Genomic DNA, 25,967 nt, shown 5'->3' with positions numbered 1-25,967 from the left:
TTATCCTCAGAGATCGTCGGTGTAACCGAGACTGCGCAGCGCGCGTTCATCATCGGCCCAGCCGGATTTCACTTTCACCCAAAGTTCCAGGTGAACAGGCGCTTCGAACATCTCCTGCATATCCTTACGGGCTTCAATACCGATGGTTTTGATCTTGGAACCTTTGTTACCAATGACCATCTTCTTCTGCCCTTCACGCTCAACCAGGATCAAGCCGTTGATGTCGTAGCCACCGCGTTCGTTAGACTGGAAGCGTTCGATTTCCACCGTCACGGAATACGGCAGTTCGGCACCGAGGAAACGCATCAGCTTTTCACGGATGATTTCAGACGCCATAAAGCGCTGTGAACGGTCGGTAATGTAATCTTCCGGGAAGTGGTGGGTCGCTTCCGGCAGATGCTTACGGACGATCCCGGCAACGGTATCCACGTTCAGCCCGGTTTCTGCTGAAATAGGAACGATATCGAGGAAGTCCATCTGGCTACCAAGGAACTGCAGGTGCGGTAAGAGATCCGCTTTTTCCTGCACGTTGTCCACTTTATTGACCGCGAGGATCACCGGTGCACGACCACCTTTAAGCTTGTTCAGCACCATTTCGTCGTCCGGCGTCCAGCGGGTGCCTTCGACCACGAAAATAATCAGTTCAACATCGCCGATAGAGCTGCTCGCCGCTTTGTTCATCAGGCGGTTGATGGCGCGCTTTTCTTCCATATGCAGGCCAGGGGTATCGACGTAAATCGCCTGATAGCCCCCTTCGGTATGGATACCGACGATACGGTGACGCGTGGTCTGCGCTTTTCGGGACGTGATGGAGATCTTCTGCCCGAGCAGATTGTTCAGTAAGGTGGATTTGCCAACGTTCGGTCGACCGACGATGGCAATAAATCCGCAGTAGTTCTTTTCTTCGCTCATTCCAGCTCCAGCTTTTTCAGCGCCTCTTCGGCGGCAGCCTGTTCCGCCTTACGACGACTGGAACCTGTGCCGACCACCGGTTCACTCAGGCCGCTAACCTGGCAGTGGATAGTAAATTCCTGATCGTGTGCTTCCCCACGCACCTGCACCACCAGATAAGATGGCAGCGGCAGATGGCGGCCTTGCAGATACTCCTGCAAGCGTGTTTTTGGATCTTTTTGCTTATCGCCCGGGCTAATTTCATCCAGACGGGTCTGATACCAGGAGAGGATCAGTCTTTCCACGTTTTGAATATCGCTGTCGAGGAACACCCCGCCAATCAATGCTTCAACCGTATCCGCCAGAATGGATTCCCGACGGAAACCGCCGCTTTTCAATTCACCCGGCCCTAAGCGCAGACATTCGCCCAGTTCAAATTCGCGGGCGATTTCCGCCAGCGTATTTCCACGAACCAGCGTCGCGCGCATCCGGCTCATATCGCCTTCGTCCACGCGAGGAAAACGGTGATAGAGCGCGTTAGCGATCACGTAGCTCAGAATCGAATCACCCAGAAACTCTAAGCGTTCGTTATGTTTGCTGCTCGCGCTACGGTGCGTTAACGCCTGTTGCAACAGCTCCTGATGAATAAAAGTGTAGCCCAGCTTCCGTTGAAGCCGATTAATTACGATGGGGTTCATGCGATACCAAATAAATGAATGCGTCAACAATGCAGCACACGAAACAGACCTGAGGAAAACCAATGCGGTTTCGTGTGCCGTGTCTCCCGGTCAGAGACATCCGAAACTTCGGGGGGATATTCTATACGCAACGACAATGGATGTCGTTAGTTTGAATAGATTTAAACATTAAATAATTCACGCGGCAGCCGCTCGGCCACCGCGTGAAGTCAAACAATCAATTAATGGATCCCACCAATGCGGCTTAAACGCACGCCAGTCGGCCATTGACCCTCTTGTTTTTCAAAGCTCATCCAGATAGCGGTGGCTTTACCCACCAGGTTCGCTTCCGGCACAAATCCCCAGTAACGGCTATCCGCGCTATTGTCGCGGTTATCGCCCATCATGAAGTATTGTCCCGGTGGAACAATCCAGGTCGCCAGCGGCAGACCGGACTGGTGGTAATACATTCCCGCCTGGTCCTGGGCGATAGGCACGGTCAGGATACGGTGATTAACCTCACCCAGCGTCTCCTGACGCTGCGCCAGACGCACGCCGTTTTCTTTGCTTTCGCCCTGTGGCACTTCAAAGAAGCCGCTGGTCGCCTCACCGCCGTTACTGCGGGAGAAGGTCTGCACGAAATCGCTCGGCTCAACATTAGAATACGTTACCGGCAGCGCATTTCCGCACGCCTGGCCGGAGCTGCAATCAGGTTGAATTGTGACCTGTTTGGCGACAGGATCGTAGGTGACCTTATCACCCGGCAAACCTACGGTGCGCTTGATGTAATCAAGACGCGGATCTTCCGGGTATTTAAATACCACGATATCGCCACGTTTCGGATGGCCAGTCTCAATAATCGTTTTCTGATAGATAGGGTCTTTAATCCCATAGGCGAATTTCTCCACCAGGATGAAATCCCCAATCAGCAGAGTTGGCATCATCGAACCCGATGGGATCTGGAACGGCTCATAGATAAATGAGCGCACAATCAGCACGATAGCCAGCACCGGGAAAACCGATGCGCCCGTTTCCAGCCAGCCCGGTTTCGGGCCAACCTTTTTCAGCGTCTTGTTATCTAACGAGCCATCGGTTGCAGCTTGCGCTGCAGCCTGACGTTCCCGTCGTTTTGGTGCAAAGATGAACTTATCAATGCACCACAGTACGCCCGTGACCAGTGTGGCAATCACCAGAATCAGGGCAAACATGTTCGCCATGCCAACTCCTTAAGATTATTTGCTGTCTTTACCGACATGCAGAATGGCGAGGAAAGCTTCCTGCGGCAGTTCGACGTTACCGATCTGCTTCATGCGCTTCTTACCATCTTTCTGTTTTTGCAGCAGCTTTTTCTTACGGCTGATATCACCACCGTAGCATTTCGCCAGAACGTTTTTACGCAGCTGCTTAACCGTTGAACGCGCAATAATATGCGTGCCGATGGCCGCCTGAATCGCGATATCAAACTGCTGACGAGGGATAAGCTCTTTCATCTTCTCAACCAGATCACGGCCACGGCTCTGCGAGTTATCACGGTGAGTGATAAGCGCCAACGCATCAACGCGATCGTTGTTGATGAGGACGTCAACGCGCACCATGTCAGACGCCTGGAAGCGTTTGAAGTTGTAATCCAGCGACGCATAGCCGCGGGAGGTAGACTTCAGGCGGTCGAAGAAGTCGAGCACCACTTCCGCCATCGGGATTTCGTAGGTCAGCGCAACCTGGTTACCGTGGTAAACCATGTTGGTCTGGACGCCACGTTTCTCGATACACAGCGTAATCACGTTGCCCAGATAGGCCTGCGGCAGCAGCATGTGACACTCAGCAATCGGTTCACGCAGTTCGTAGATATTATTCAGCGGCGGCAGCTTAGACGGGCTATCAACATAGATAGTCTCTTTGCTCGTGGTTTCCACTTCATATACGACGGTCGGTGCGGTGGTGATCAGATCCAGATCGTATTCACGTTCCAGACGTTCCTGAATGATCTCCATGTGCAGCAGACCCAGGAAGCCACAGCGGAAGCCAAAGCCCAGCGCAGAAGAGCTTTCTGGTTCATAGAACAGAGAAGCATCGTTCAGGCTCAGCTTGCCTAACGCATCACGGAAGTTTTCGTAATCATCGGAGCTTACCGGGAACAGACCCGCATAAACCTGCGGTTTAACCTTTTTAAAGCCTGGCAGCGCTTTGTCAGCCGGGTTACGCGCCTGCGTCAGCGTATCGCCGACCGGTGCTCCCAGGATGTCTTTGATTGCACAAACCAGCCAACCTACCTCGCCGCAGTTCAGCTGGGTACGGTCAACCTGTTTTGGCGTGAAAATGCCCAGACGGTCTGCGTTGTAGACCTGACCGGTGCTCATCACTTTGATCTTGTCGCCTTTACGCATGGTGCCGTTTTTAATACGGACCAATGAGACGACGCCCAGGTAGTTATCAAACCAGGAGTCGATGATCAGCGCCTGCAGAGGCCCTTCTGGATCACCTTCCGGCGGCGGAATATCGCGCACCAGACGTTCCAGTACATCAGTCACTCCCAGCCCGGTTTTAGCCGAACAGCGGACCGCATCGGTGGCATCGATGCCAACAATGTCTTCAATCTCTTCCGCTACGCGCTCTGGATCGGCGGCAGGCAGGTCGATTTTGTTCAGAACCGGCACCACTTCCAGATCCATTTCCATCGCGGTGTAGCAGTTCGCCAGGGTCTGCGCTTCTACGCCCTGCCCGGCGTCAACCACCAGCAGTGCGCCTTCACAGGCAGCCAGTGAACGGGAAACTTCATAGGAAAAGTCAACGTGGCCCGGAGTATCGATAAAGTTAAGCTGATAGGTTTCCCCATCAGACGCTTTGAAGTCCAGCGTCACGCTCTGCGCTTTGATGGTGATACCACGTTCGCGTTCCAGATCCATGGAATCCAGAACCTGAGCTTCCATTTCGCGATCGGAAAGGCCGCCGCAAATCTGAATGATACGGTCAGACAGCGTTGATTTACCGTGGTCGATATGTGCAATGATGGAGAAGTTACGTATATTCTTCATATATTAATATATTTATGCCTTACGAATACTTTGAGGCCGCGGTACGGAGCCTGACGTTTGTGTCGTTCGAAAACGCCGCATTCTACACTACAACCGCCTAACCAGGAAATGCTCTTCCCGCCAAGCATAGCGCTTCCTGCGAGGAGTGTTCTAAAAATAATAAAGCCAGTGTAATCACTGGCTCATTTCGGAAGAAGTTGTGGTGCGAATCAGGTCTGGAGGGAGTCCGACGCTGAGGATGACCGGCTGCCAGGTTTCCCTTGCCGCCAGCCGGGGCGACAAGCCTTTAGCAATCAAAAAGCCACCCACGCCACCTAATATCGCCCCGCACAGCGCGGCGATATCGGAACCAAACAGGACCTGGAACAGCGTCGCCACCACAAATAGCCCCAACAGCGGTGACATATACACCAGCATGGCGGAACCGAGCAAACTGCTTTCGGTGATGCCCAGCTCCACTTTTTGTCCGGCCACCAGCGGTTGCTCGCTAGGTACGGAAATCGTGTGGCTGGTCTGCGGCCCCAGCTTGTTCAGGACGCGAGTCCCACAGCCGGCACGTGATGAACAGCTATTGCAGGAAGTTTTAACGTCGCAGCTAACCTGCGCCATACCGTTATCCCAATCGATGACGGTGGCCCACTCTTTAATCATTGCACACCTTTAAAACGAATACCGTCAGCAATGCGTTTGGCCGTTGGCGGCGGTAATTCACCGACAATCGTAATTTCAGCCTGGTTACGCACGGTGGTACTCACCGTACGGCGACCGGTGCGCAGCAACTGCTCGCTGCTATTGGCATTTGCCTGATTGACGTTGATAGAGAAACTGAACAGGCCATCGGAGAACAGACGTGACTCCACGGCAGTGTCAATAGTGGGTAAGTTACGGCGGCTGCTGGAAACCTCGCTAAAGCCCTGCGGCAGCCAGGTCGGAGCCCAGTTAAAGCTCACTTTCGTTCCCGCCGGTACCGAGAGCAGCGGCGGTAGGCTCGCTTTCGCCAGTTTATCCATGCTGCTATCCACGCCATCACCGACATTAAAAGCAATCACCCGGAACTGTTCCAGGGTTTCCCCATCGCGATCGAGCAAATCGACGCGCATAGGCAACTTGCTTTCCGAATCCATCCAGACAATGTAGCTGTAGCGGGTACCATCTCGCGCCACCACGCGGATCACTTCGCATAGGCGATCGGCAATACGCGTGCGTCCAACGGAGATGAAATCGTAATACGGCGCCAGGCGTTTAAAGTCGGTATAAACCAACGAAGGCAGAGAGTCGACGATGTAATCGCCGTTCAAGGTAAACGGATCGAGGCCTGGTTCAAAATAGCTGATTTCGCTGCCACGCTGCACCACTTCACGGCGCGGGCCATCCATCTGCAGCAGTTGTGCCAGCGGTTGTCCGTTAAGACGCGCGTGACGATAGCGTAGCGATTCGACGCCGGTTTTATTGATGCTGACGAACGACAGCTCGTAGTTGAGTGACTGACTGGCCAGATTCATCTGCTGCAACAACGCCCCGGACGATACATCTGCCGAGGCGTTTGCACAGAAGAACAGGCTACCAGCCATAAGTGACATGGCACACCAAAGTTGCTTCATTACTGCGATTGCGTTCCTAGAGTTTGATAGCCCGGCACCTGAACCGCTGCCTGTTGAGTTTGTGCCTGCTCAAACTGAAGCTGTTCCGAATGCAAGCGACGCTGCAATTCATAATCCTGCAGCATAGCATTAATCCGGCGACGCTGTTCCTGAACCTGCTGCTGGCCATTACCTGCGGAAGCATCAGAAGGCACACCCAGACTCACCGGGCTGGCTTTCCCCATCATCGGCAGAGTATTAAACACCGGCGATTCAGGTTGAGATGTATCTGATTGCCCATTGTAGTGTTGAACGCCAACAATAACAGCTAGCGATACGCAGGCTGCCACCCCCATTTGGGTGAGCGAACTGGCCCACGGGCGAACTTTATTCCAGAACGGCATTTTTTGCCATTGGTGCGGCGCTGGCTGGGCTTCAGGAATGAGCGGTGTTGTCGTTTGACGAACAGGCTCATTTTCGATGGCGGCCATGACGCGAGAAGAGATATCAAAATGAAGCACGTCAGCCGTGTCGCCGCGTAGCGAATCACGAATGAGGTGATAGCTCTCCCAGGTTTCTTGCAACTCTGACGAGCGTGACAGTTCAGTCAGCAGCTCGTTATCCAGCGTTTCACCATCCATTAAGGCGGAAAGTTTTTCTTTCTGCATGCCTAATACCTTTTCCAGTATCCCGCTTTCGTCAACGCCTGATAAGCGGTTGAACTTTATTATCAATCGCTTCTCGCGCACGGAAGATACGCGAACGAACCGTACCCACCGGACAATCCATGATAGCCGCTATCTCTTCATAGCTTAGGCCATCGAGCTCCCGCAAGGTAATCGCCATGCGTAAATCTTCCGGAAGCGCATCAATGGTGCGAAAAACAATCTGTCTCAGCTCTTCTGACAACATTAAGTTCTCAGGGTTCGAAATTTCTTTCAAAGCGCCGCCGCTTTCAAAGTTTTCAGCTTCGCTCGCGTCAACATCACTGGACGGCGGGCGACGCCCCTGAGCAACCAGGTAATTTTTGGCCGTATTCACTGCAATACGATACAGCCAGGTATAGAAAGCACTATCTCCCCGGAAAGAATCCAGCGCGCGATAGGCCTTTATAAAAGACTCTTGTACAACATCTGGCACATCGCCAGACGGCACGTAGCGGGAAACCAGGCTCGCAACCTTATGCTGATAGCGTACCACCAGCAGGTTAAAAGCTTTCTGATCTCCTTTTTGGACCCGTTCAACCAGGACCTGGTCCGTTAACTGCTCGCTCATCCGAGGTAATGTCTCCCCAAACCCTATTCCCATGCGTAATCAGAATGCCACTCCACCACTGCATTATGAGCAAGCAGAAACTTAGAGTGTCCGATTTTCGTAAAGTTCCGTTACGCTTTGTTTTTTGTTTAGCAGCAGACGTTTCATTGTCTGTCATTATAAGTCTGCCGGTGCACATCGATACGTAAGTTGCGAAATAAAAACGCAAATCCAGTGAAGAGTAACGTAACCCGGCCTTTATTTCACCATAAATAGCAGCCAGCGCGCGTAGCTTTCCTCTTATTTCAATGCCGTGTCAGCCCGCCGGTATCGCCAAAGATGTTTAGTCATTATAACTCTATCGTAAAAAAATCCTGCACAACTCGCTTTTATAGTGCTACTCTGCCGTTACCGTGTTTAGTAAATTAAACAAAGTTAATGAACTCACTTCCAGAACTTTCTTGTGATGTCCTGATCATCGGTAGCGGTGCTGCCGGTTTATCGCTGGCGCTGCGTCTTGCTGAGCACAGTTCCGTTATTGTGCTCAGTAAAGGCCCGATCAGCGAAGGCTCCACGTTCTATGCGCAGGGCGGGATTGCGGCGGTATTCGATGAGACCGACAGCATTGACTCACATATTGAGGACACGCTCATTGCCGGCGCCGGCATTTGTGACCGTCAGGCCGTTTCATTTGTCGCCAGCAACGCCAAAACCTGCGTGCAGTGGCTTATCGACCAAGGGGTGCTGTTTGACACCCAGGTGCAGGCGAACGGGGAAGAGAGTTATCACTTAACGCGTGAAGGTGGCCACAGCCATCGACGAATTCTGCATGCTGCGGATGCCACCGGGCGCGAAGTCGAAAATACGCTGGTAAGTAAAGCGCTTAACCATCCCAATATCCGCGTCCTTGAGCGCAGTAACGCCGTTGATCTGATCGTTTCCGATAAAATTGGCTTACCGGGCACGCGTCGCGTAGTCGGCGCGTGGATTTGGGATCGTAATAAAGAGAAAGTTGAAACCTGCGCGGCAAAATCAGTGGTGCTGGCGACCGGCGGTGCGTCAAAGGTTTACCAATACACCACGAACCCGGATATCTCCTCAGGGGACGGCATCGCCATGGCATGGCGCGCAGGCTGTCGGGTTGCCAACCTTGAATTCAACCAGTTCCACCCTACCGCTCTTTATCACCCACAGGCGCGAAATTTCCTGCTCACCGAGGCCCTGCGCGGCGAAGGGGCACACCTGAAGCGCCCGGACGGCAGCCGCTTTATGCCCGATTTTGACGAGCGTGGCGAACTGGCACCGCGTGATATTGTGGCTCGGGCAATTGACCATGAGATGAAACGCCTCGGCGTCGACTGCATGTATCTGGATATCAGCCACAAGCCCGAAGCCTTTGTACGTCAGCACTTCCCTATGATTTATGAAAAATTATTAGGTTTAGGAATCGATCTCACCAAAGAGCCGGTGCCGATTGTGCCGGCGGCGCACTACACCTGCGGCGGTGTGATGGTTGACGACTACGGCCGTACCGATGTTGATGGGCTATATGCCATTGGTGAGGTGAGTTATACCGGGCTGCACGGGGCTAACCGGATGGCATCGAACTCACTGCTGGAGTGTCTGGTATACGGTTGGTCAGCGGCAGAAGATATCCAAAAACGGATGCCTTATGCTCGTCAAACGGAAAAACTACCGGCGTGGGATGAAAGTCGGGTCGAAAACTCGGATGAACTGGTGGTGATTCAGCATAACTGGCACGAACTGCGTCTATTTATGTGGGACTATGTCGGCATCGTGCGCACTACCAAACGTCTGGAGCGCGCACTGCGCCGAATCACTATGTTGCAGCAGGAGCTGGACGAGTATTATTCCCGCTTCCGCGTCTCTAACAATCTGCTGGAGCTGCGTAATTTGGTGCAGGTGGCGGAGCTTATCGTCCGCTGTGCCATGATGCGTAAGGAGAGCCGCGGCCTGCATTACACGCTGGATTACCCAGACCTGTTAGCGGAATCCGGCCCCTCGGTGCTCTCCCCACTGACTCACATAAACAAATAAAACGCCTGGGTCAGGGCCGTATAGCCCTCAGAATACTGCTGCTCTGGCCCACGAATGACCAGCCTGTCGCTAAAGCATTCCCCTGCTTTTGGTGAAAACGCCAGTAACACCCGATGCGGCAAGCGCATTTCCGTCTCAGCCACGTCGGTGCGCAGGCGTAGATGCCAGCCCATCGACAGCGCCCGGTCGGTAAAGGTTTGGCCGATATTTTCCGGCAATACCACGCATAAAAAACCGTCTTCGGTGATGGCATCAGCGGCGCAGGCCAGCAACGTCTGATGATCAAGCGTGGTGGTATACCGCGCCTGCTCGCGCTGCGGCGTCGCACACTCCACGCCCTGCTCGTAATACGGCGGATTGCTGACGATAAGGTTATAGCGCGTCGTCAGGCCCGCGATCCACGCCTGGGCATCCGCGGTGTGTATCTGAATTCTGTCCGCCCACGGCGATTCAGCCACGTTTTCTCTGGCCTGCTCCGCCGCCTCTTCGTCTAGCTCAACGGCGTCAATATTGACGCTATCGTCAGTACGCTGCGCCAGCATTAACGCCAGCAAACCACTCCCGGTACCAATATCAAGCACCCGTTTGACGCGGGCAATGGGCGACCATGCACCAAGCAAAATGCCGTCGGTCCCCACTTTCATCGCACAGCGATCGTGAGCCACAAAAAATTTTTTAAAGGTAAATCCGTTGCGACGCAGCACGGATTTAGAATCAGACGTCATATGCGACCTTGCCGATGAAACGAGAGAATATTTCGGTTATGAACAATACCCGAGAACAGATAGCCATACAAACAGATGAAGATTAAAGCCGTAACGTCTATAATCACCGCCTCACACAGAGGTAATCATGACTGTAACGACTTTTTCCGAACTTGAACTTGACGAAAGCCTGCTGGAAGCCCTCCAGAGTAAAGGCTTTACGCGCCCAACTGCCATCCAGGCTGCCGCTATTCCGCCTGCGCTCGAAGGACGTGACGTTCTTGGTTCTGCGCCAACCGGCACCGGTAAAACAGCGGCGTATTTGCTGCCTGCGTTGCAGCACCTGCTCGATTTTCCGCGCAAAAAATCCGGCCCGCCGCGTATTTTGATCCTCACGCCGACGCGTGAACTGGCGATGCAGGTTGCCGATCATGCCCGCGAGCTGGCAAAAAACACTCACCTGGACATTGCAACCATCACCGGCGGTGTGGCGTATATGAACCACGCTGAAGTATTCAGCGAAAACCAGGATATTGTCGTCGCGACTACCGGTCGTTTGATGCAATACATTAAAGAAGAGAACTTCGACTGCCGTTCGGTCGAAACGCTGATCCTTGATGAAGCGGATCGCATGCTGGATCTCGGCTTTGCTCAGGATATCGAGCATATCGCCGGTGAAACCCGCTGGCGTAAACAAACGCTGCTGTTCTCAGCAACGCTGGAAGGCGATGCGATTAAAGACTTCGCAGAGCGTCTGCTGGAAGATCCGGTCGAAGTATCTGCCGATCCTTCTACTCGTGAACGTAAGAAGATCCATCAGTGGTATTACCGCGCCGATGATTTCGACCATAAATTCAAACTGCTTGAGCATCTGCTGAAGCAAGAAGACGCCACCCGTACTATCGTATTTGTGCGTAAGCGCGAGCGTGTTCACGAGCTGGCGGATAAGCTGCGCTCGGTAGGGATTAACAACTGCTATCTTGAAGGTGAGATGGCGCAGGTTAAACGTACCGAGGGCATCAAGCGCCTGACCGAAGGTCGCGTTAACGTACTGGTTGCCACCGACGTGGCGGCCCGTGGTATCGATATTCCTGACGTGAGCCACGTTATCAACTTCGATATGCCACGCAGCGGGGACACCTATCTGCACCGTATCGGCCGTACCGGCCGTGCCGGTCGTAAAGGTACCGCCATTTCGCTGGTTGAGGCCCATGACTACGTGCTGCTGATGAAAATTGGTCGTTACGTTGAAGAGCCGCTGAAAGCCCGCGTCATTGAAGGGCTGCGCCCGGTGACTCGTCCACCTAGTGAGAAGATGACGGGCAAACCATCGAAGAAAGTGCTGGCTAAACGCGCAGAGCAGAAAGAGAAAGACAAAGAAAAACCGCGCGTGAAGAAACGTCACCGCGATACCAAGAATATTGGTAAGCGTCGTAAGCCAAGCGCCACCAGTGCCGCAGAGCAGAGCACCGAAGAGTAAAGCAAACGCCGGGATAACTTCCCGGCGTTTTCGTATTCAGGGATAAGAGCAGACGGCCATGAAGAAAAAAGAGTTTGTGACTCAGGATCTCCTCAGCAAGATATACCAACAGCACAGCGACGGTGCGCGTAAGCTGCCGCCTGAACGCCAACTGGCGCAGGAGTATGGCGTCTCTCGCTTTACCATTCGCCAGGCGCTGGAAAAATTAGCCAGTATTGGTGTCGTCCGCATTGTGCAGGGCTCAGGGATCTGGATTAACGAACAGACGCGCAGCAATCCTCTGGTCTATAACTCAATCACCGAAAAACGCTTCGATCAGATGCGCTACCGCATGATCAGTCTGCATAAAAAACGCCCAGACCGGGAAGACCAACAAATTTTCGGCCTCACCGAGAACGATTTTATCTGGCTGTTCTGCCGCCTGCGTTTTGTCGATGATGTGGCGACGCAAATCGAAGTATCTCGTATGCCCGCCGCGATGTTCACCGACCTCAACCAGCAGGTAATTGAACGCTCGCTGCAGCAGTACGTGCTGGAGAAAGGCTACCCAATATCTCACCTGCTGACCAGCTATCGCGCGGTGAGCGTCAGCCGGGAGCAGGCGACGTTGCTGGGCTGTAAAAAAGGCGCCCCGGCGATGCACATTAATAATCGCGGGATCCTCGACGGCGGACGGGTTTATGAGATAAGCGATATCATTGATATCAACTATACCTGCACCTATGTGATCCCGCACAACCGTGACAACCTCTCCTTCCGCCAGCAGGCGCCAGAATAAACTACGGCGTATGGATTGCGCCGTCCGGTAAACGGCTTTGCGTCCATTCATGCGGGCGATAGACCACCGGGTGCGCTAACGCCAGCGCTTCGTCAAAGCCGACGCCAATGCCCGCAGCCGTCGGCGGGTAGATAAAGCCATTTTGAACTTCCGGCGCGCCCGGGAAAACGGCATCCGTGGTAGCCGAACGCGGAATGTATTCCTGAATAGCGGCGTTATGCAGGTGAATATTCAGATGCGTATTGACCGCCACGCCGATTGGCGTCATATCCCCAGGCCCATGCCACGCCAGACGCACCCCAAAAGCCTGACACAGCACCGCCAGTTTTAACGCCGGGGTAATGCCGCCGATCTGCGACACATGGCAGCGGATAAAATCAATCTGCCGGTTGACGATTAAATCGTGCCATTCCGCTGGATTATTGAAAAGCTCGCCCATGGCCAGCGGTACGCTGCTCTGCTGGCGAATTTGAGCCAGCCACGGACTTTGCTGCGGCGACAAAATATCTTCAATAAACCACGGCTGGTAGGGCTCGAGCTGTTTTGCGAGTTGCAGAGCCTGCTGGGGGAACAGGCGCTCATGAACATCATGCAAAATATGGAATCGGTGACCATATCGCGCACGCAGCAGACGAAACATTTCGACCGTATTGCGTACATATTCATCCTGATCGAACCACGCCCCCGGAGTGGGATTTTCCGGAGTCTGCATTTCTCGCGGCGTACCGCCGTAAAAACCCAGCTGGCAGCGAATATGGCGATAGCCCTGTTCCAACAGTTTATCAACCGAGACGAACAGTTCTTCCGGCGTTTCACCGCTGGCATGAGTATAGGCCGCAATCGCATCGCGGGATTTTCCCCCCAATAGCTGGTAAAGCGGCATACCGGCTAGCTGTGCTTTGATATCCCACAGCGCCATATCGACGCCAGAGATAGCGTTGTTCATCAGCGGGCCGTTACGCCAGTAGGCGTTGACGTTCATCATCTGCCACAGGTCTTCGATGTTGTTCGCATCACGCCCAATCAACAGCGGCTGGAGGTATTCATCCACCAGCGTTTTTACCGCCAGCGGTCTCTGCTGGAACGTGGCGCAACCAAGCCCCACCGTACCGTTGTCGGTGGTCACCCGAACCGTCACCAGATTATGACGGTCAGGGCGAGTAATAAAGCACTCAATCGCAGTAATTAGCGTAGGTTTCACAGACAGCTCCCTGTGGAAAATAACAATGATAATGGCATTATCTTCACCCTATTTTTATCAGCGGGTAAACCTTTTTATTTTTTAATTTTTTTGGTCTGAAAATAGGTTTATTTCTATTTAAAAAACGGACCAATCATATCGAATAGCACTACCAAAAGCCTTATGAATGGTTAATTGTGATTGTCATCATGTTTTATTGGTTTGTTTTTGTTGATTGGCTTATTTACCATTCAGCGACACAAAGAAAACAACAAACTAATCGCAGGAGCCGTTATGGGGACGCAAGAAGCTATCAGCAGAATTATTCGTCTGGTGGGCGGACCGGAAAATATCAATAAAGTCTGGCACTGTATGACGCGACTACGCTTTGATTTAGTTGATGATAATAAAATTGCCCAGGATGAGATTAAACAACTGCCTGGTGTATTAGGCGCGCAGCTGCAAAGCGACCAGTTTCAGATAATCATCGGCCCGAAGGTCAATAGCTGGTTTGAATTGTTGGAAAATACGCTGGGTTCCGGCAGTCAGACAGCCAGCAGTACGCCAGGCAAAGAGCGCAAAAGCTTGGTATCCCTATTTATGGATACCGTGTCTGGTGTCTTTGGCCCAATTGTTCCGGCCATTGCCGGGGCTGGGATGATCAAAGGCCTGTTGGCCGGCCTTATTGCACTTAAGCTGGTATCCACCAAAAGCGATACGGTGATGATTATCGACCTTATCGCCAGTGGCGTGTTTTACTTCCTGCCGTTTTTCCTCGCCGTGTCGGCTGCGAAGATCTTCAAAACCAATGAATATCTGGCTGTTGCCGTGGCGGCATGCCTGATGTATCCGACGCTTATCGACGCCGCCAAAGCGCTGGCAGCCCATCAGGCGGGCGCGGTCTCAGCAATCTGGTTGCTCAATACCATACCCGTCTCGGTATTTAACTACGCCTCCAGCGTGATCCCGGTGATCTTCTCGATACTGGCACTAAAATATATCCATCAGGCCGTCGATCGGATCATGCCGGAGGTGCTAAAAACCGTCTTTACGCCGACGTTGACGCTATTCCTCGGTGCGCTGGCGGCGCTGGTGATCATTGGCCCTATCGGCATCTGGTTAGGCAAAATGCTGGCATGGTTTATTGAAGGATTATTTGGGGTCTCAGCAAGTTTTGCCGGCCTGGTGGTAGGCGCTATCCGTCCAGTGGCAATCCTCACCGGGATGCATCACGCCATGACGCCGATTGCCCTGCAAAACTTCAGCGACCGCGGCTACGACATGCTGATGCCAATGATGTTTATGGCCAATATGGCTATCGCAGGAGCGACTTTTGCCATCTGGCGTTTGAACAAAGACAACCGCACGGTCACTCTGTCTGCCGCCATTTCTGCACTGCTGGGTATTACCGAACCCGCGCTGTTTGGCGTCCTGACGCGCTACAAAAAAGCGTTCATTGCCGCCACCGTGGCCAGTTCGCTGGCGTCCGCTTTTATCGCTTTCTTTGGCGTGCGGCTGTACGGCTATATTTTATCGAGCATCTTTAGCCTGCCGGCCTATATCGGCCCGTACTTTATCTTCGCGATTTCCGGCGTGGCGATTGCGCTAGTACTCTCCTTCACCCTGACCACTATTCTGGTTGGTCGCGAGCAGGTGAAATAAAAAATCCCCCGCAGGCGCCCTGCGAGGGATTGATATCATAGCCAGCACACCCGGCGCTGGCTTCCTCAACCTGAGAAATTACAGGCTTTCGGTGAAAGTACGAGCAATAACGTCGCGCTGCTGTTCTGGCGTCAGAGAGTTAAAGCGAACGGCATAGCCAGAAACACGAATAGTTAGCTGCGGATATTTTTCTGGGTGTTCAACCGCATCCATCAGGGTTTCGCGACGCAGAACGTTAACGTTCAGGTGCTGACCACCTTCTACACGGACTTCCGGTTTTGCTTCTACCGGGATTTCACGGTATTCGATGTCACCCAGTTCCTTCACGGCAACCACGTCATCTTCTGCATAACCGCCTTTTGCACACAGGCAGCGCGCTTCGCCTTTCTCGCTGTCGAGCAGCCAGAATGAGTTCAGCAGGTCTTTGTTAGCAGTTTTAGTAATCTGGATACCTGTAATCATTTGATGCCTCCCAAGGCTCTTTATATTCGTTTTTTAACCGACCGTCTCGCGGCCAATTGGTAAAACCATTGTTGCTTGAGTGTATATATACCCCTCGAACACCCTTGATTCTTTGATTTAAATCAATAAAAACCACACCGCAAAAGTGGTCATAGGTGAAAATACTTGTTTTGCATCAAGTTACGCGCTTTGTCGGTAGTAAAAATTTTTGTAAAGATTCAACTTTTTTTGTAGTAAACGCAGTGGGTTACACCATCTGATTTTGTGATGCTGAAAGAAGCAGTTAAGCTATGCTCATGAAGAATCGCAGGAGAGCGAGATGACAACCCCTTTGACCTGGCATGACGTACTGGCAACTGAGAAGCAACAGCCCTACTTTGTGAATACCCTGGCCACCGTTGCCAGCGAGCGTCAGTCAGGCGTCACGATTTATCCACCGCAGAAAGATGTGTTTAACGCTTTTCGCTTTACCGAGCTTAATGATGTTAAAGTGGTGATCCTGGGCCAGGATCCGTACCACGGTCCAAACCAGGCACACGGTCTGGCATTCTCTGTACAGCCGGGCATTGCGACGCCGCCGTCGCTACTCAATATGTATAAAGAGCTGGAAGGCACCATTCCCGGCTTTACGCGCCCGAATCACGGTTATCTGGAGAGCTGGGCGCGCCAGGGAGTGCTGCTCCTGAATACGGTATTAACCGTTCGCGCAGGCCAGGCCCACTCGCATGCCAGCCTTGGCTGGGAAACATTTACCGATAAGGTCATTGCGCTCATTAATGAGCATCGGGAAGGGGTGGTGTTTTTACTTTGGGGCGCTCATGCGCAGAAGAAAGGTGCCATTATTGATACCCAACGGCATCACGTACTGAAAGCACCACATCCGTCGCCGCTGTCGGCGCATCGCGGTTTCTTTGGTAGTAATCACTTTGTGCAGGCTAATCAGTGGCTGGAACAGCGCGGCGAAGCGCCTATTGATTGGATGCCGGTGCTACCGGAATAAAAATCGGCTGTTTCCTGCCGCTGCGGAAAAACTGTAGCGATAAAAAAACCGGTAGACGCCTGGCGCTACCGGTTTTTTTTCAGCTCGCAATATTACGCTTTATGCTGACGCCACCATTCGCCCAGCAGTACACCTGTTGCCACGGAGACGTTCAGGCCTTCTACTGCGCGGGTACCATCAATGGATACGCTCATATCGGCAATGGCTGCGGCCGCGTCGGAGACACCATCACGGTCCTGACCCAACGCCAGTACCATTTTCTTCGGCAGCTCAGCGTTAAACAGCGGCATACCTTTGCCGTTGCTGCTGGTCGTAACGATGGCATAGCCCGCTTTGCGGAACTGTTCCAGCGCGTCGATGAAGCTGTCGCCGGTGATCGGCTGCACGTGCTCTGCACCGCCTTCCGCCGTACGAATCGCCGCACCAGATTCCAGCAGCGCTGCATCCTGCAGAACCACGCCTTTCACACCGAAATGTGCACAGCTGCGGATCATCGCGCCAAGGTTATGCGGATTACCCGCATCTTCCAGCGCCAGTACGCAATCCTCTTCGCCGCTCTGCGCAACCCACTGCTGTACAGAGGTACCGTTACGTTTTTTGATCAGGAAGCAGACGCCGCCGTGATGTTCAGTGCCGGATGCTTTCGCCAGCTCTTCTTCATCAACCACGTGATACGCTTTGCGGTTTGCCGCCATCCAACGCAGCGCTTCTTTAAAGCGCGGCGTGACGCTTTGCACGAACCAGGCGCGAACAATCGCATCTGGACGGCTCTGGAACAGCGCCTGACAGGCGTTCTCGCCGTATACTCGGGTCTCTTCTGCGCGCTGACGACGCAGGACTTCAGGATCGATAAAGCTTTTGCCGCTGATACCGCCGTGATCGGCCTTCGGTGCGGTTTCATCGCCCGGCGCGCGCGAAACGGTGCGCCACGGAGAACCTTCACCGCGGTCACGGTCGCGCTCGATATCGCGATCGCGCCCACGTTCACGACCGCGATCGCTGTTAGGCCCCTTTCTCTCATCACGGGCAGGGCGACGACCGCCTTCGGCACGGGAAGTACCAGCGCGGGATGCGCCAGGACGGCCTCCGCCTTTACCAGTACGAGGATTTTGGGTGCGTTTGTCCGAGTCATCGTCACTGCGGACGTACATCACTTTGACCTTGCCGTTTTTGTTCTTCAGTTCGTCGCTCATGTTTTTCTCCACCTGCGCTGCGCGAAGCGCGCAGATTACCTGATGTGGTAGCGCTTAGCCATTACTTCATAAAAAAGACGCTGACTATTGTACCCATTGGATAAAACGCGTTGTCGATTAATACAGTCTCGTTGATAATGTGTAACATTATAGAAACATTCGGCAACGCTGCCGTCCTGCAACACGATGACCCAGAGGTGAGTTATGAATACCGTTTGTGCCCACTGCCAGGCGCTTAATCGCATTCCTGAAGAGCGTCTCAACGACGTCGCAAAATGTGGACGCTGTGGTGAAGATCTGTTTGATGGCGAAGTTATCAATGCCACAGACAGCACGCTGGATAAACTGCTGAAGGACGATCTTCCGGTTGTCGTTGATTTCTGGGCTCCGTGGTGCGGTCCTTGCCGCAATTTTGCCCCTATTTTCGAAGACGTTGCAGAAGAGCGTAGCGGTAAAGTGCGCTTTGTAAAAGTGAATACCGAGGCAGAACGTGAACTCAGCGCCCGTTTTCGCATTCGCAGCATTCCGACGATCATGATTTTCAAAAATGGTGAAGTTATCGACATGCTTAACGGTGCGGTTCCGAAAGCGCCATTTGATAGCTGGTTGAACGAAGCCCTGCAACAGTAGTCCTCACGGGGCGCATCTTGTGCCCCGTATTCTCCTCTGCGACAATAGCGTTTTTGCCACGCGACTCCCATGATTGAAAATGCCGTTCTACGGTTGCGCGCCGAGCGTTTAGCCCGCGCGACTCGCCCTTTTCTTGCCCGAGGTAACCGGGTTCGCCGCTGTCAGCGCTGCCTGCTGGTTAAAGGCTATTGTCTGTGCGAGACCATTGTTCCGCATCCAGCAAAAAGCCGTTTTTGCCTCGTGATGTTTGATACCGAGCCAATGAAACCAAGCAATACCGGCCGTCTGATTGCCGATATCTTGCCGCAGACTGACGCCTTCCAATGGTCACGTACCGAGCCGCCTGAGGCACTGCTGGAACTGGTGAAAAACCCTGATTATCAGCCGTTGGTGGTGTTCCCTTCATCTTATGCGGGCCCCGAACGTCAGGTATTGAGCGCTCCGCCATCCGGGAAACCGCCGCTGTTTATTATGTTAGACGGGACCTGGCCGGAAGCGCGTAAGATGTTCCGTAAAAGCCCGTGGCTGGATGGCCTACCGCTGATCTCCGTTGACCTTTCGCGCGTCTCGGCATACAGCCTGCGTGAAGTGCACGCTGAAGGGCAGTACTGCACCGCTGAAGTGGCTATTGCGCTGTTGGATCTCGCCAATGACACCGGCGCTGCGACTGCGCTCAGCCAGCATTTCACCCGTTTTCGTGAAAACTATCTGGCAGGAAAATCACATCATCAGGGCAGCATCACAACTGCCAGCCTGGAAAACGGTTAAACTCATACGATTATCGTCGCGTAAGGAAGACCGGTATGAGTCAACGTGGGCTGGAAGCACTTCTGAGGCCAAAATCGATTGCGGTTATTGGTGCCTCAATGAAGCCTCAGCGTGCCGGCTTTTTGATGATGAAAAACCTGTTAGCCGGCGGTTTTGCCGGCCCGGTTTTACCCGTGACCCCAGCGTGGAAAGCGGTGCTGGGCGTTCTAGCCTGGCCGACTGTCGAAAGCCTCCCCTTTTCTCCCGATTTGGCGGTACTGTGTACCCACGCCCGCCGTAACCTTGAGCTATTGGAGTCGTTGGGGGAAAAAGGCTGCAAAACCTGCATTATTCTTTCTTCCACTCCCGACCAGTTTGGCGCGCTTAAACAGTGTGCCGCGCGTTTTCAAATGCGCCTGTTGGGGCCAAACAGCCTGGGGCTGCTGGCGCCGTGGCAAGGGCTCAACGCCAGCTTCTCACCGGTACCGATTCGTAAAGGTAAACTGGCGTTTATTTCGCAGTCTGCTGCCGTCTCGAATACCATTCTGGACTGGGCGCAGCAGCGTGAAATGGGCTTCTCCTACTTTATTGCGTTAGGCGACAGCCTGGATATTGACGTTGACGACCTACTGGATTATCTGGCGCGAGATAGCAAAACCAGCGCCATTTTGCTCTACCTCGAACAGCTCAGCGACGCCCGCCGCTTTGTCTCTGCCGCGCGAAGCGCCTCACGCAACAAGCCGATTCTGGTGATTAAAAGCGGCCGCAGCCCGGCGGCTCAGCGCTTACTGCACGTGAATTCAGGTATGGATCCTGCCTGGGATGCCGCCATTCAGCGCGCGGGTTTACTGCGGGTACAGGATACGCATGAGCTGTTTTCCGCCGTTGAAACGCTCAGCCATATGCGTCCGCTTCGCGGTGAACGATTAATGATTATCAGCAATGGCGCGGCTCCTGCGGCGCTCGCGCTGGATGAGCACTGGGCGCGTCACGGCAAGCTGGCAACATTAAGCGACGAAACCCGTCAGCAGCTTCAGGCGCAGTTGCCGGATACCGTCGATGCAAACAACCCGTTAGATCTGCGCGATGACGCCAGCATTAGCCACTACTCTGCCGCGGTAAATATTTTACTCAATAGCGCGGATCTGGATGCGCTAATGATCATTCACGCCCCTAGCGCCACAGCCACCGGCAGCGAGAGCGCCGCCGCGCTGATCGAAGTGATTAAGCAGCATCCACGGGGTAAATTTATCAGCGTGCTGACCAACTGGTGCGGTGAATACTCTTCGATTGAAGCGCGCCGTATGTTTAGCGACGCGGGAATTCCCACCTACCGGACGCCAGAAGGGACAATTACGGCCTTCATGCATATGGTGGAATACCGACGTAACCAAAAACAGCTGCGGGAAACGCCTGCGCTGCCTCAAAGCCTGGCCGCTAATACTGCCCAAGCGCATGAACTTTTACAGCAGGCGATTGATAACGGGATAGGTGCGCTGGATACCCATGAGGTGCGCCCAATCCTAAACGTCTATGGTCTGAATACGCTACCCACCTGGATCGCCTCTGACAGCGCTGAGGCGGTGCATATTGCTGAGCAAATTGGCTACCCGGTGGCGTTGAAGCTGCGTTCACCTGATATTCCGCATAAGTCAGAAGTCCAGGGCGTCATGCTCTATCTGCGCACCGCCGCCGAGGTACAGCAGGCGGCGGACGCCATCCTCGACCGTGTAAAAATGGCCTGGCCGCAGGCGCGGATTCATGGCCTGCTGGTACAAAGCATGGCTAACCGAGCCGGTGCCCAGGAACTGCGCGTCGTTGTTGAACACGACCCGGTATTTGGCCCGTTAATTATGCTCGGTGAAGGCGGCGTGGAGTGGCGTGCGGAAGATCAGGCGGCCGTCGCCCTGCCACCGCTGAATATGACGCTGGCGCGTTATCTGGTGATTCAGGCCATTAAGAGTAAGAAAATTCGTGGTCGTAGCGCCCTGCGCCCGTTAGATATTGCCGGTCTCAGTCAGCTACTGGTGCAGGTTTCTAACCTAATTGTCGACTGCCCGGAAATACAGCGGTTGGATATTCATCCCCTTCTCGCTTCCGGCAATGAATTCACCGCGCTGGATGTAAGCCTGGAAATTGCGCCATTTAGTGGTTCAAGTGAGAGTCGCCTGGCGGTTCGTCCCTACCCGCAGCATCTTGAAGAGTGGGTGACCATGAAAAATGGCGATCGCTGCCTTTTCCGTCCTATCCTTCCGGAAGATGAGCCTCTGTTACAGCAATTTATCGCACGGGTGACAAAAGAAGATCTCTATTATCGCTATTTTAGCGAGATCAACGAATTTACCCACGATGATTTAGCCAATATGACGCAGATCGACTACGATCGGGAAATGGCCTTTGTTGCGGTGTATGGTTCCGGCGAACATACTGAGATCCTTGGCGTGACGCGCGCGATCTCCGACCCCGATAATATCGATGCAGAATTCGCCGTACTGGTGCGTTCAGATTTGAAGGGCCTTGGCCTTGGTGGACGTTTGCTGGAGAAACTTATTGCCTATACTCGAACTCACGGCTTAGCCCGGCTGAATGGGATTACCATGCCAAACAATCGCGGAATGATAGCACTCGCGAGGAAGCTCGGATTTGAGGTAGATATTCAGCTGGAAGATGGCATTGTCGGTCTATCATTACGCCTAAGTGATGACTAAGTTGCTGGAAATGCTACCCTTGCCCGATAGAGGTGGTATCATTGACCGCTTACGTCATCTGCCTGGTACAGAAGACCCTTCACTAAATCAGAGAAGAAACGCACTGTGATGTTGTCAAAATTTAAGCGTAATAAACATCAACAACACCTTGCCCAACTACCCAAGCTTTCACAGTCTGTTGATGATGTTGAGTTTTTCTATACTCCAGCAGATTTCCGTGTCGCTTTGCTCGCAAAAATCGCCAGCGCCACGCGCCGAATTTGTATCGTCGCGTTATATCTTGAACAAGATGATGCCGGTAAAGCGGTTCTGCAAGCACTGTATGATGCCAAGCGTCAACGCCCGGAGCTTGATGTACGGGTACTGGTTGACTGGCACCGCGCACAGCGTGGGCGTATTGGTGCCGCTGCGTCTAATACGAACGCAGACTGGTATTGCCGTACAGCCAAAGAAAACCCGGGCGTAGATGTTCCGGTTTATGGCGTTCCTATTAATACCCGTGAAGCGCTCGGCGTGCTTCACTTTAAAGGCTTTATTATCGATGATTGCGTGCTGTATAGCGGCGCCAGCATCAACGATGTTTATCTGCATCAGCACGATAAGTATCGTTATGACCGTTATCAGTGCATTCGTAACCCGCAGATGTCCGACATCATGTTTAACTGGGTCTCGCAAAACCTAGTTGAAGGGCGCGGCGTTAATCGTCTGGATAATACTGAACGCCCTAAAAGCCCAGAGATCAAGAACGATATCCGGCAGTATCGCCAGGAATTGCGCGATACCAGCTACCATTTTGACGGGAATGCCAGCGATGACGAATTGACCGTCACACCGCTGGTTGGGCTCGGCAAATCCAGCGATCTCAATAAAACCATTTTCCACCTTATGCCGTGCACCGAGGAAAAACTCACTATCTGCACACCATACTTCAACCTTCCCGCGCTGCTGGTCCGTAGCATCATTCGCCTGCTGCGAGAAGGCAAGAAGGTGGAAATTATTGTCGGTGATAAAACCGCCAACGATTTTTACATCCCGGAAAACGAGCCGTTTAAAATTATCGGTGCACTGCCTTATCTGTATGAAATTAATCTGCGCCGCTTCCTGAGCCGCTTGCAGTATTACATTAATACCGATCAACTGGTGGTGCGTCTGTGGAAAGATGGAGATAACAGCTACCATCTGAAAGGGATGTGGGTCGATAACGAGTGGATGCTGCTGACCGGTAACAACCTTAACCCGCGCGCCTGGCGATTGGATTTGGAAAATGCAGTCCTGATCCACGATCCGAAAAAGCAACTGGCTTCGATGCGTCAGAAAGAGCTGGATCTCATCCGCAAACATACCACGGTGGTTAATCACTATCGTGAATTACAGAGCATTGCGGAATACCCGGTCAAAGTACGCAAATTGATCCGCCGTCTGCGACGAATCCGTATTGATAGGCTCATCAGTCGTATCCTTTAAAAATATAGCCCCCTTCCAGCGGGGCTTTTTTTCAGGAGTCTCTATGCCACGAACTGCCCTTCTATGCTGTACGCTCATGCTAAGCGGCTGTAGCCATATGGCGAATGATGCCTGGAGTGGCCAGGATAAAGCACAACACTTTATTGCCTCGGCAATGCTTGCCGCGGCGGGAAACGAATATGCTCAGCATCAGGGCATAAGTCGCGATCGCAGTGCGGCAATCGGCTTTATGTTCTCAGTAAGTTTAGGCGCATCGAAAGAGCTCTGGGACAGTCGCCCCGCGGGGAGCGGCTGGAGCTGGAAAGATTTTGCCTGGGACGTTGCCGGTGCCACAACCGGCTATGCGGTGTGGCAACTGGCGCAGCATTAGCGTTACAGACGTAAGCCTTTTCCTTTACGGTGCAGCTTGAGCGATACCAGAAATGCCAGCGCGGCCATGACGGTAACGTACCAGAAGAACGCCGTTTCGATACCCGCAGATTTGAGCGATAGCGCGACGTACTCTGCTGAACCACCAAACAAAGCATTAGCGACAGCATAGGAAAGCCCCACGCCTAATGCACGCACCTGGGCGGGGAACATTTCCGCCTTCAGGATCCCACTGATAGAGGTATAAAAACTGGTGATCAGCAGCGCACACATCACCAGCGCGAACGCCAGGTAGGGAGAGCTGATGCTTTGTAGTGCCGTCAGAATGGGTACTGTGAATAGCGTCGCAAAGGCACCAAAGCACAGCATTGAAGTACGACGCCCGACTTTATCCGACAGCATGCCAAAAAGCGGTTGTACCAGCATATAAACAAACAGCGCCGCGGTCATAATCACGCTCGCGAGGTTAGCGCTCATACCGGCAGTATTGACCAGATATTTTTGCATGTACGTAGTAAACGTATAGAAACTGAGTGAACCGGCAGCGGTAAACCCAAGTACCATCACGAATGCCTTACGATTACGCCACAGCCCCTTGAGCGATCCCGCTTCTTTCAAGGTTCGCGTCTCTTTCTGCGACGTTTCATCCAGTTGGCGACGTAGCCATAGCGCAACAACAGCCAGCACGGCCCCCATCGCAAACGGTATTCGCCATCCCCATGCATGCAGATCTTCGCTACTAAGGATATTCTGCAATATCACCACAACCAGCACCGCCAATAGTTGGCCGCCAATCAGGGTAACGTACTGGAATGAGGCGTAGAATCCTTTGCGCCCTTCCACGGCGATTTCACTCATATAGGTTGCGCTGGTGCCATATTCGCCGCCTACGGACAGGCCCTGGAAAAGGCGTGCTAACAGCAATAATGCTGGCGCCCAGGTCCCAATGACGCTATAGCCGGGTAAGCAGGCGATAACTAACGAACCAAAACACATCATGCAGACGGAAATCAGCATTGATACTTTACGACCGCGGCGGTCGGCAATGCGACCAAACAGCCAGCCCCCAATAGGACGCATGAGGAAACCGGCTGCAAAAACACCTGCGGTTTGCAGCAGCTGGGTAGTTGTATTTCCGGATGGGAAAAAAATATGCGCAAAATACAGAGAACAGAACGAATAGACATAAAAGTCGAACCACTCCACAAGATTCCCTGATGAAGCGCCGACAATCGCCATGACACGACGACGAGTGTCGCTGTCGGTTAGCGTCCTTTCTGTGGTCACACTGGTTACAGCCATGAGTTAACTCCTGCCAAAAGCGATCTCCTGCCTTACCGGTCGTAACACGACACATAGGCAGATATTTTAGTAAACAAAATGTTATACAATTGTTATTGCAGAATTAGTGAGATATGTCACATTTTTCGTTAGCAAGATCACGATTTAGGATTAGCTGTAGCGTTTAAGAGCTGATGAATAAAGGAATTGCTTCTGGGAACAGGTGCATACGGTGCACCGTGTATTGAGAGTACGTTGATGAGTGAGGAGAGCTCGTCATTTGCTGCATTTGCAGTATGCAAGAAGTGCTCAGCGGCCGGCGTAAACACCACTACCATTCGCGGCTTTATCATCGTACAGACGCAAAAAAGCCCATCCGTCAGGATGGGCTTCTTCACTTGTTTGATGCCTGGCAGTTCCCTACTCTCGCATGGGGAGACCCCACACTACCATCGGCGCTACGGCGTTTCACTTCTGAGTTCGGCATGGGGTCAGGTGGGACCACCGCGCTGTTGCCGCCAGGCAAATCCTGTTATTAACCCGCTTTAAGCCGGTCAATATTATCTGTATCAAGCTGATTATCGATGTCTCTTTCACCAAAACATCTTTGGCGTTGTAAGGTTAAGCCTCACGGTTCATTAGTACTGGTTAGCTCAACGTATCGCTACGCTTACACACCCAGCCTATCAACGTCGTCGTCTTCAACGTTCCTTCAGGACTCTCAAGGAGTCAGGGAGAACTCATCTTGGGGCAAGTTTCGTGCTTAGATGCTTTCAGCACTTATCTTTTCCGCATTTAGCTACCGGGCAATGCCATT

23 protein-coding genes and 2 rRNA genes are annotated in these 25,967 nt (G+C 53.0%); 10 read left to right on the top strand and 15 right to left on the bottom strand.

The features are described from left to right. Positions 1–6: 6 nt before the first annotated feature. The 8 genes from era to rpoE all read right to left on the bottom strand — a co-directional run bounded on the left by era (position 7) and on the right by rpoE (position 7,455). On the bottom strand, positions 7–912 hold the full coding sequence (gene era, locus KCR01S_RS11435) for a GTPase Era (protein WP_061282873.1): 906 nt from the start codon (positions 910–912) through the stop codon (positions 7–9). Then, positions 909–1,589, bottom strand: coding sequence for a ribonuclease III (gene rnc, locus KCR01S_RS11430; protein WP_052282246.1), 681 nt, complete (start codon positions 1,587–1,589; stop codon positions 909–911). The genes era and rnc overlap by 4 nt, the downstream gene beginning before the upstream one ends. A gap of 221 nt (positions 1,590–1,810) precedes the next feature. After that, a complete protein-coding gene (gene lepB, locus KCR01S_RS11425) occupies positions 1,811–2,785 on the bottom strand; it encodes a signal peptidase I (RefSeq protein WP_061282872.1) in 975 nt (324 codons plus the stop codon). 15 nt (positions 2,786–2,800) lie between these two features. After that, the gene (gene lepA / locus KCR01S_RS11420) at positions 2,801–4,600 is read right to left on the bottom strand and encodes a translation elongation factor 4 (RefSeq protein ID WP_061282871.1); all 1,800 of its coding nucleotides are present in this window, start codon (positions 4,598–4,600) and stop codon (positions 2,801–2,803) included. Positions 4,601–4,774: 174 nt separating this feature from the next. Then, the gene (rseC, locus tag KCR01S_RS11415; RefSeq protein ID WP_061282870.1) at positions 4,775–5,251 is read right to left on the bottom strand and encodes a SoxR-reducing system protein RseC; all 477 of its coding nucleotides are present in this window, start codon (positions 5,249–5,251) and stop codon (positions 4,775–4,777) included. Beyond that, positions 5,248–6,201, bottom strand: coding sequence for a sigma-E factor regulatory protein RseB (gene rseB, locus KCR01S_RS11410; protein WP_061282869.1), 954 nt, complete (start codon positions 6,199–6,201; stop codon positions 5,248–5,250). The genes rseC and rseB overlap by 4 nt, the downstream gene beginning before the upstream one ends. Further along, the gene (rseA, locus tag KCR01S_RS11405; protein WP_061282868.1) at positions 6,201–6,848 is read right to left on the bottom strand and encodes an anti-sigma-E factor RseA; all 648 of its coding nucleotides are present in this window, start codon (positions 6,846–6,848) and stop codon (positions 6,201–6,203) included. The genes rseB and rseA overlap by 1 nt, the downstream gene beginning before the upstream one ends. A 31-nt stretch (positions 6,849–6,879) precedes the next feature. Further along, positions 6,880–7,455, bottom strand: a complete 576-nt coding sequence (rpoE, locus tag KCR01S_RS11400; protein ID WP_052282240.1) for an RNA polymerase sigma factor RpoE — start codon at positions 7,453–7,455, stop codon at positions 6,880–6,882. A gap of 417 nt (positions 7,456–7,872) precedes the next feature. Between rpoE and nadB the strand changes: the two genes are divergently transcribed. Beyond that, positions 7,873–9,492, top strand: coding sequence for an L-aspartate oxidase (gene nadB, locus KCR01S_RS11395; RefSeq protein WP_061282867.1), 1,620 nt, complete (start codon positions 7,873–7,875; stop codon positions 9,490–9,492). Here nadB and trmN read toward each other — a convergent pair. Continuing rightward, complete coding sequence (gene trmN, locus KCR01S_RS11390) at positions 9,477–10,217, bottom strand: tRNA(1)(Val) (adenine(37)-N(6))-methyltransferase TrmN (protein ID WP_061282866.1); 741 nt, start codon at positions 10,215–10,217, stop codon at positions 9,477–9,479. The two genes, nadB and trmN, sit on opposite strands and share 16 nt — an antisense overlap. A gap of 127 nt (positions 10,218–10,344) precedes the next feature. On the opposite strand from trmN, the gene srmB reads away from it, so the two are divergent. Together srmB and KCR01S_RS11380 are read left to right on the top strand one after the other, a co-directional pair. Further along, complete coding sequence (srmB, locus tag KCR01S_RS11385; protein ID WP_061282865.1) at positions 10,345–11,676, top strand: ATP-dependent RNA helicase SrmB; 1,332 nt, start codon at positions 10,345–10,347, stop codon at positions 11,674–11,676. A 58-nt stretch (positions 11,677–11,734) separates the two neighbouring features. After that, positions 11,735–12,454 (top strand): GntR family transcriptional regulator, encoded by a 720-nt coding sequence (locus KCR01S_RS11380; RefSeq protein WP_061282864.1) that lies wholly within the window; start codon positions 11,735–11,737, stop codon positions 12,452–12,454. Position 12,455: 1 nt separating this feature from the next. Here KCR01S_RS11380 and KCR01S_RS11375 read toward each other — a convergent pair whose 3' ends face one another. Beyond that, positions 12,456–13,655 carry an enolase C-terminal domain-like protein gene (locus KCR01S_RS11375; RefSeq protein WP_061282863.1) on the bottom strand — a complete coding sequence of 400 codons (1,200 nt, stop codon included), beginning with the start codon at positions 13,653–13,655 and terminating at the stop codon, positions 12,456–12,458. A 273-nt stretch (positions 13,656–13,928) separates the two neighbouring features. Here KCR01S_RS11375 and KCR01S_RS11370 point away from each other — a divergent pair, with 273 nt between their 5' ends. Next, a complete protein-coding gene (locus KCR01S_RS11370) occupies positions 13,929–15,296 on the top strand; it encodes a PTS transporter subunit EIIC (protein ID WP_061282862.1) in 1,368 nt (455 codons plus the stop codon). Between the two features lie 78 nt (positions 15,297–15,374). On the opposite strand, the gene grcA is transcribed toward KCR01S_RS11370, so the two are convergent. Further along, positions 15,375–15,758 (bottom strand): autonomous glycyl radical cofactor GrcA, encoded by a 384-nt coding sequence (gene grcA / locus KCR01S_RS11365; RefSeq protein WP_061282861.1) that lies wholly within the window; start codon positions 15,756–15,758, stop codon positions 15,375–15,377. A gap of 319 nt (positions 15,759–16,077) precedes the next feature. On the opposite strand from grcA, the gene ung reads away from it, so the two are divergent. Continuing rightward, positions 16,078–16,758, top strand: a complete 681-nt coding sequence (gene ung / locus KCR01S_RS11360) for a uracil-DNA glycosylase (RefSeq protein ID WP_061282860.1) — start codon at positions 16,078–16,080, stop codon at positions 16,756–16,758. 92 nt (positions 16,759–16,850) lie between these two features. Here ung and KCR01S_RS11355 read toward each other — a convergent pair whose 3' ends face one another. Next, the gene (locus tag KCR01S_RS11355; protein ID WP_061282859.1) at positions 16,851–17,951 is read right to left on the bottom strand and encodes a tRNA/rRNA methyltransferase; all 1,101 of its coding nucleotides are present in this window, start codon (positions 17,949–17,951) and stop codon (positions 16,851–16,853) included. A 204-nt stretch (positions 17,952–18,155) separates the two neighbouring features. On the opposite strand from KCR01S_RS11355, the gene trxC reads away from it, so the two are divergent. From trxC to KCR01S_RS11330, 5 genes are all read left to right on the top strand, one after another. Then, positions 18,156–18,581, top strand: a complete 426-nt coding sequence (trxC, locus tag KCR01S_RS11350; protein WP_061282858.1) for a thioredoxin TrxC — start codon at positions 18,156–18,158, stop codon at positions 18,579–18,581. Between the two features lie 69 nt (positions 18,582–18,650). Continuing rightward, the gene (locus KCR01S_RS11345; RefSeq protein ID WP_061282857.1) at positions 18,651–19,349 is read left to right on the top strand and encodes a tRNA-uridine aminocarboxypropyltransferase; all 699 of its coding nucleotides are present in this window, start codon (positions 18,651–18,653) and stop codon (positions 19,347–19,349) included. Between the two features lie 35 nt (positions 19,350–19,384). Continuing rightward, positions 19,385–22,036 (top strand): bifunctional acetate--CoA ligase family protein/GNAT family N-acetyltransferase, encoded by a 2,652-nt coding sequence (locus KCR01S_RS11340; RefSeq protein ID WP_061282856.1) that lies wholly within the window; start codon positions 19,385–19,387, stop codon positions 22,034–22,036. Between the two features lie 108 nt (positions 22,037–22,144). After that, positions 22,145–23,500: a CDP-diacylglycerol--serine O-phosphatidyltransferase gene (gene pssA / locus KCR01S_RS11335; RefSeq protein WP_061282855.1), complete on the top strand. Its 1,356-nt coding sequence runs from the start codon at positions 22,145–22,147 to the stop codon at positions 23,498–23,500. 43 nt (positions 23,501–23,543) lie between these two features. Then, positions 23,544–23,870 (top strand): YfiM family lipoprotein, encoded by a 327-nt coding sequence (locus KCR01S_RS11330; protein ID WP_061282854.1) that lies wholly within the window; start codon positions 23,544–23,546, stop codon positions 23,868–23,870. 2 nt (positions 23,871–23,872) lie between these two features. On the opposite strand, the gene KCR01S_RS11325 is transcribed toward KCR01S_RS11330, so the two are convergent. The 3 genes from KCR01S_RS11325 to KCR01S_RS11315 all read right to left on the bottom strand — a co-directional run. Next, on the bottom strand, positions 23,873–25,171 hold the full coding sequence (locus KCR01S_RS11325) for an MFS family transporter (RefSeq protein ID WP_061282853.1): 1,299 nt from the start codon (positions 25,169–25,171) through the stop codon (positions 23,873–23,875). A 386-nt stretch (positions 25,172–25,557) separates the two neighbouring features. Further along, a 5S ribosomal RNA gene (gene rrf, locus KCR01S_RS11320) occupies positions 25,558–25,673 on the bottom strand. 94 nt (positions 25,674–25,767) lie between these two features. Continuing rightward, a 23S ribosomal RNA gene (locus tag KCR01S_RS11315) occupies positions 25,768–25,967 on the bottom strand; the annotation flags it as partial.

Source organism: Kluyvera cryocrescens NBRC 102467, from assembly GCF_001571285.1.
Taxonomy (GTDB): Bacteria; Pseudomonadota; Gammaproteobacteria; order Enterobacterales; family Enterobacteriaceae; genus Kluyvera; species Kluyvera cryocrescens.
The sequence above is the reverse complement of the archived record's forward strand: the minus strand, read 5'-3'. Positions and strand labels throughout refer to the sequence as shown.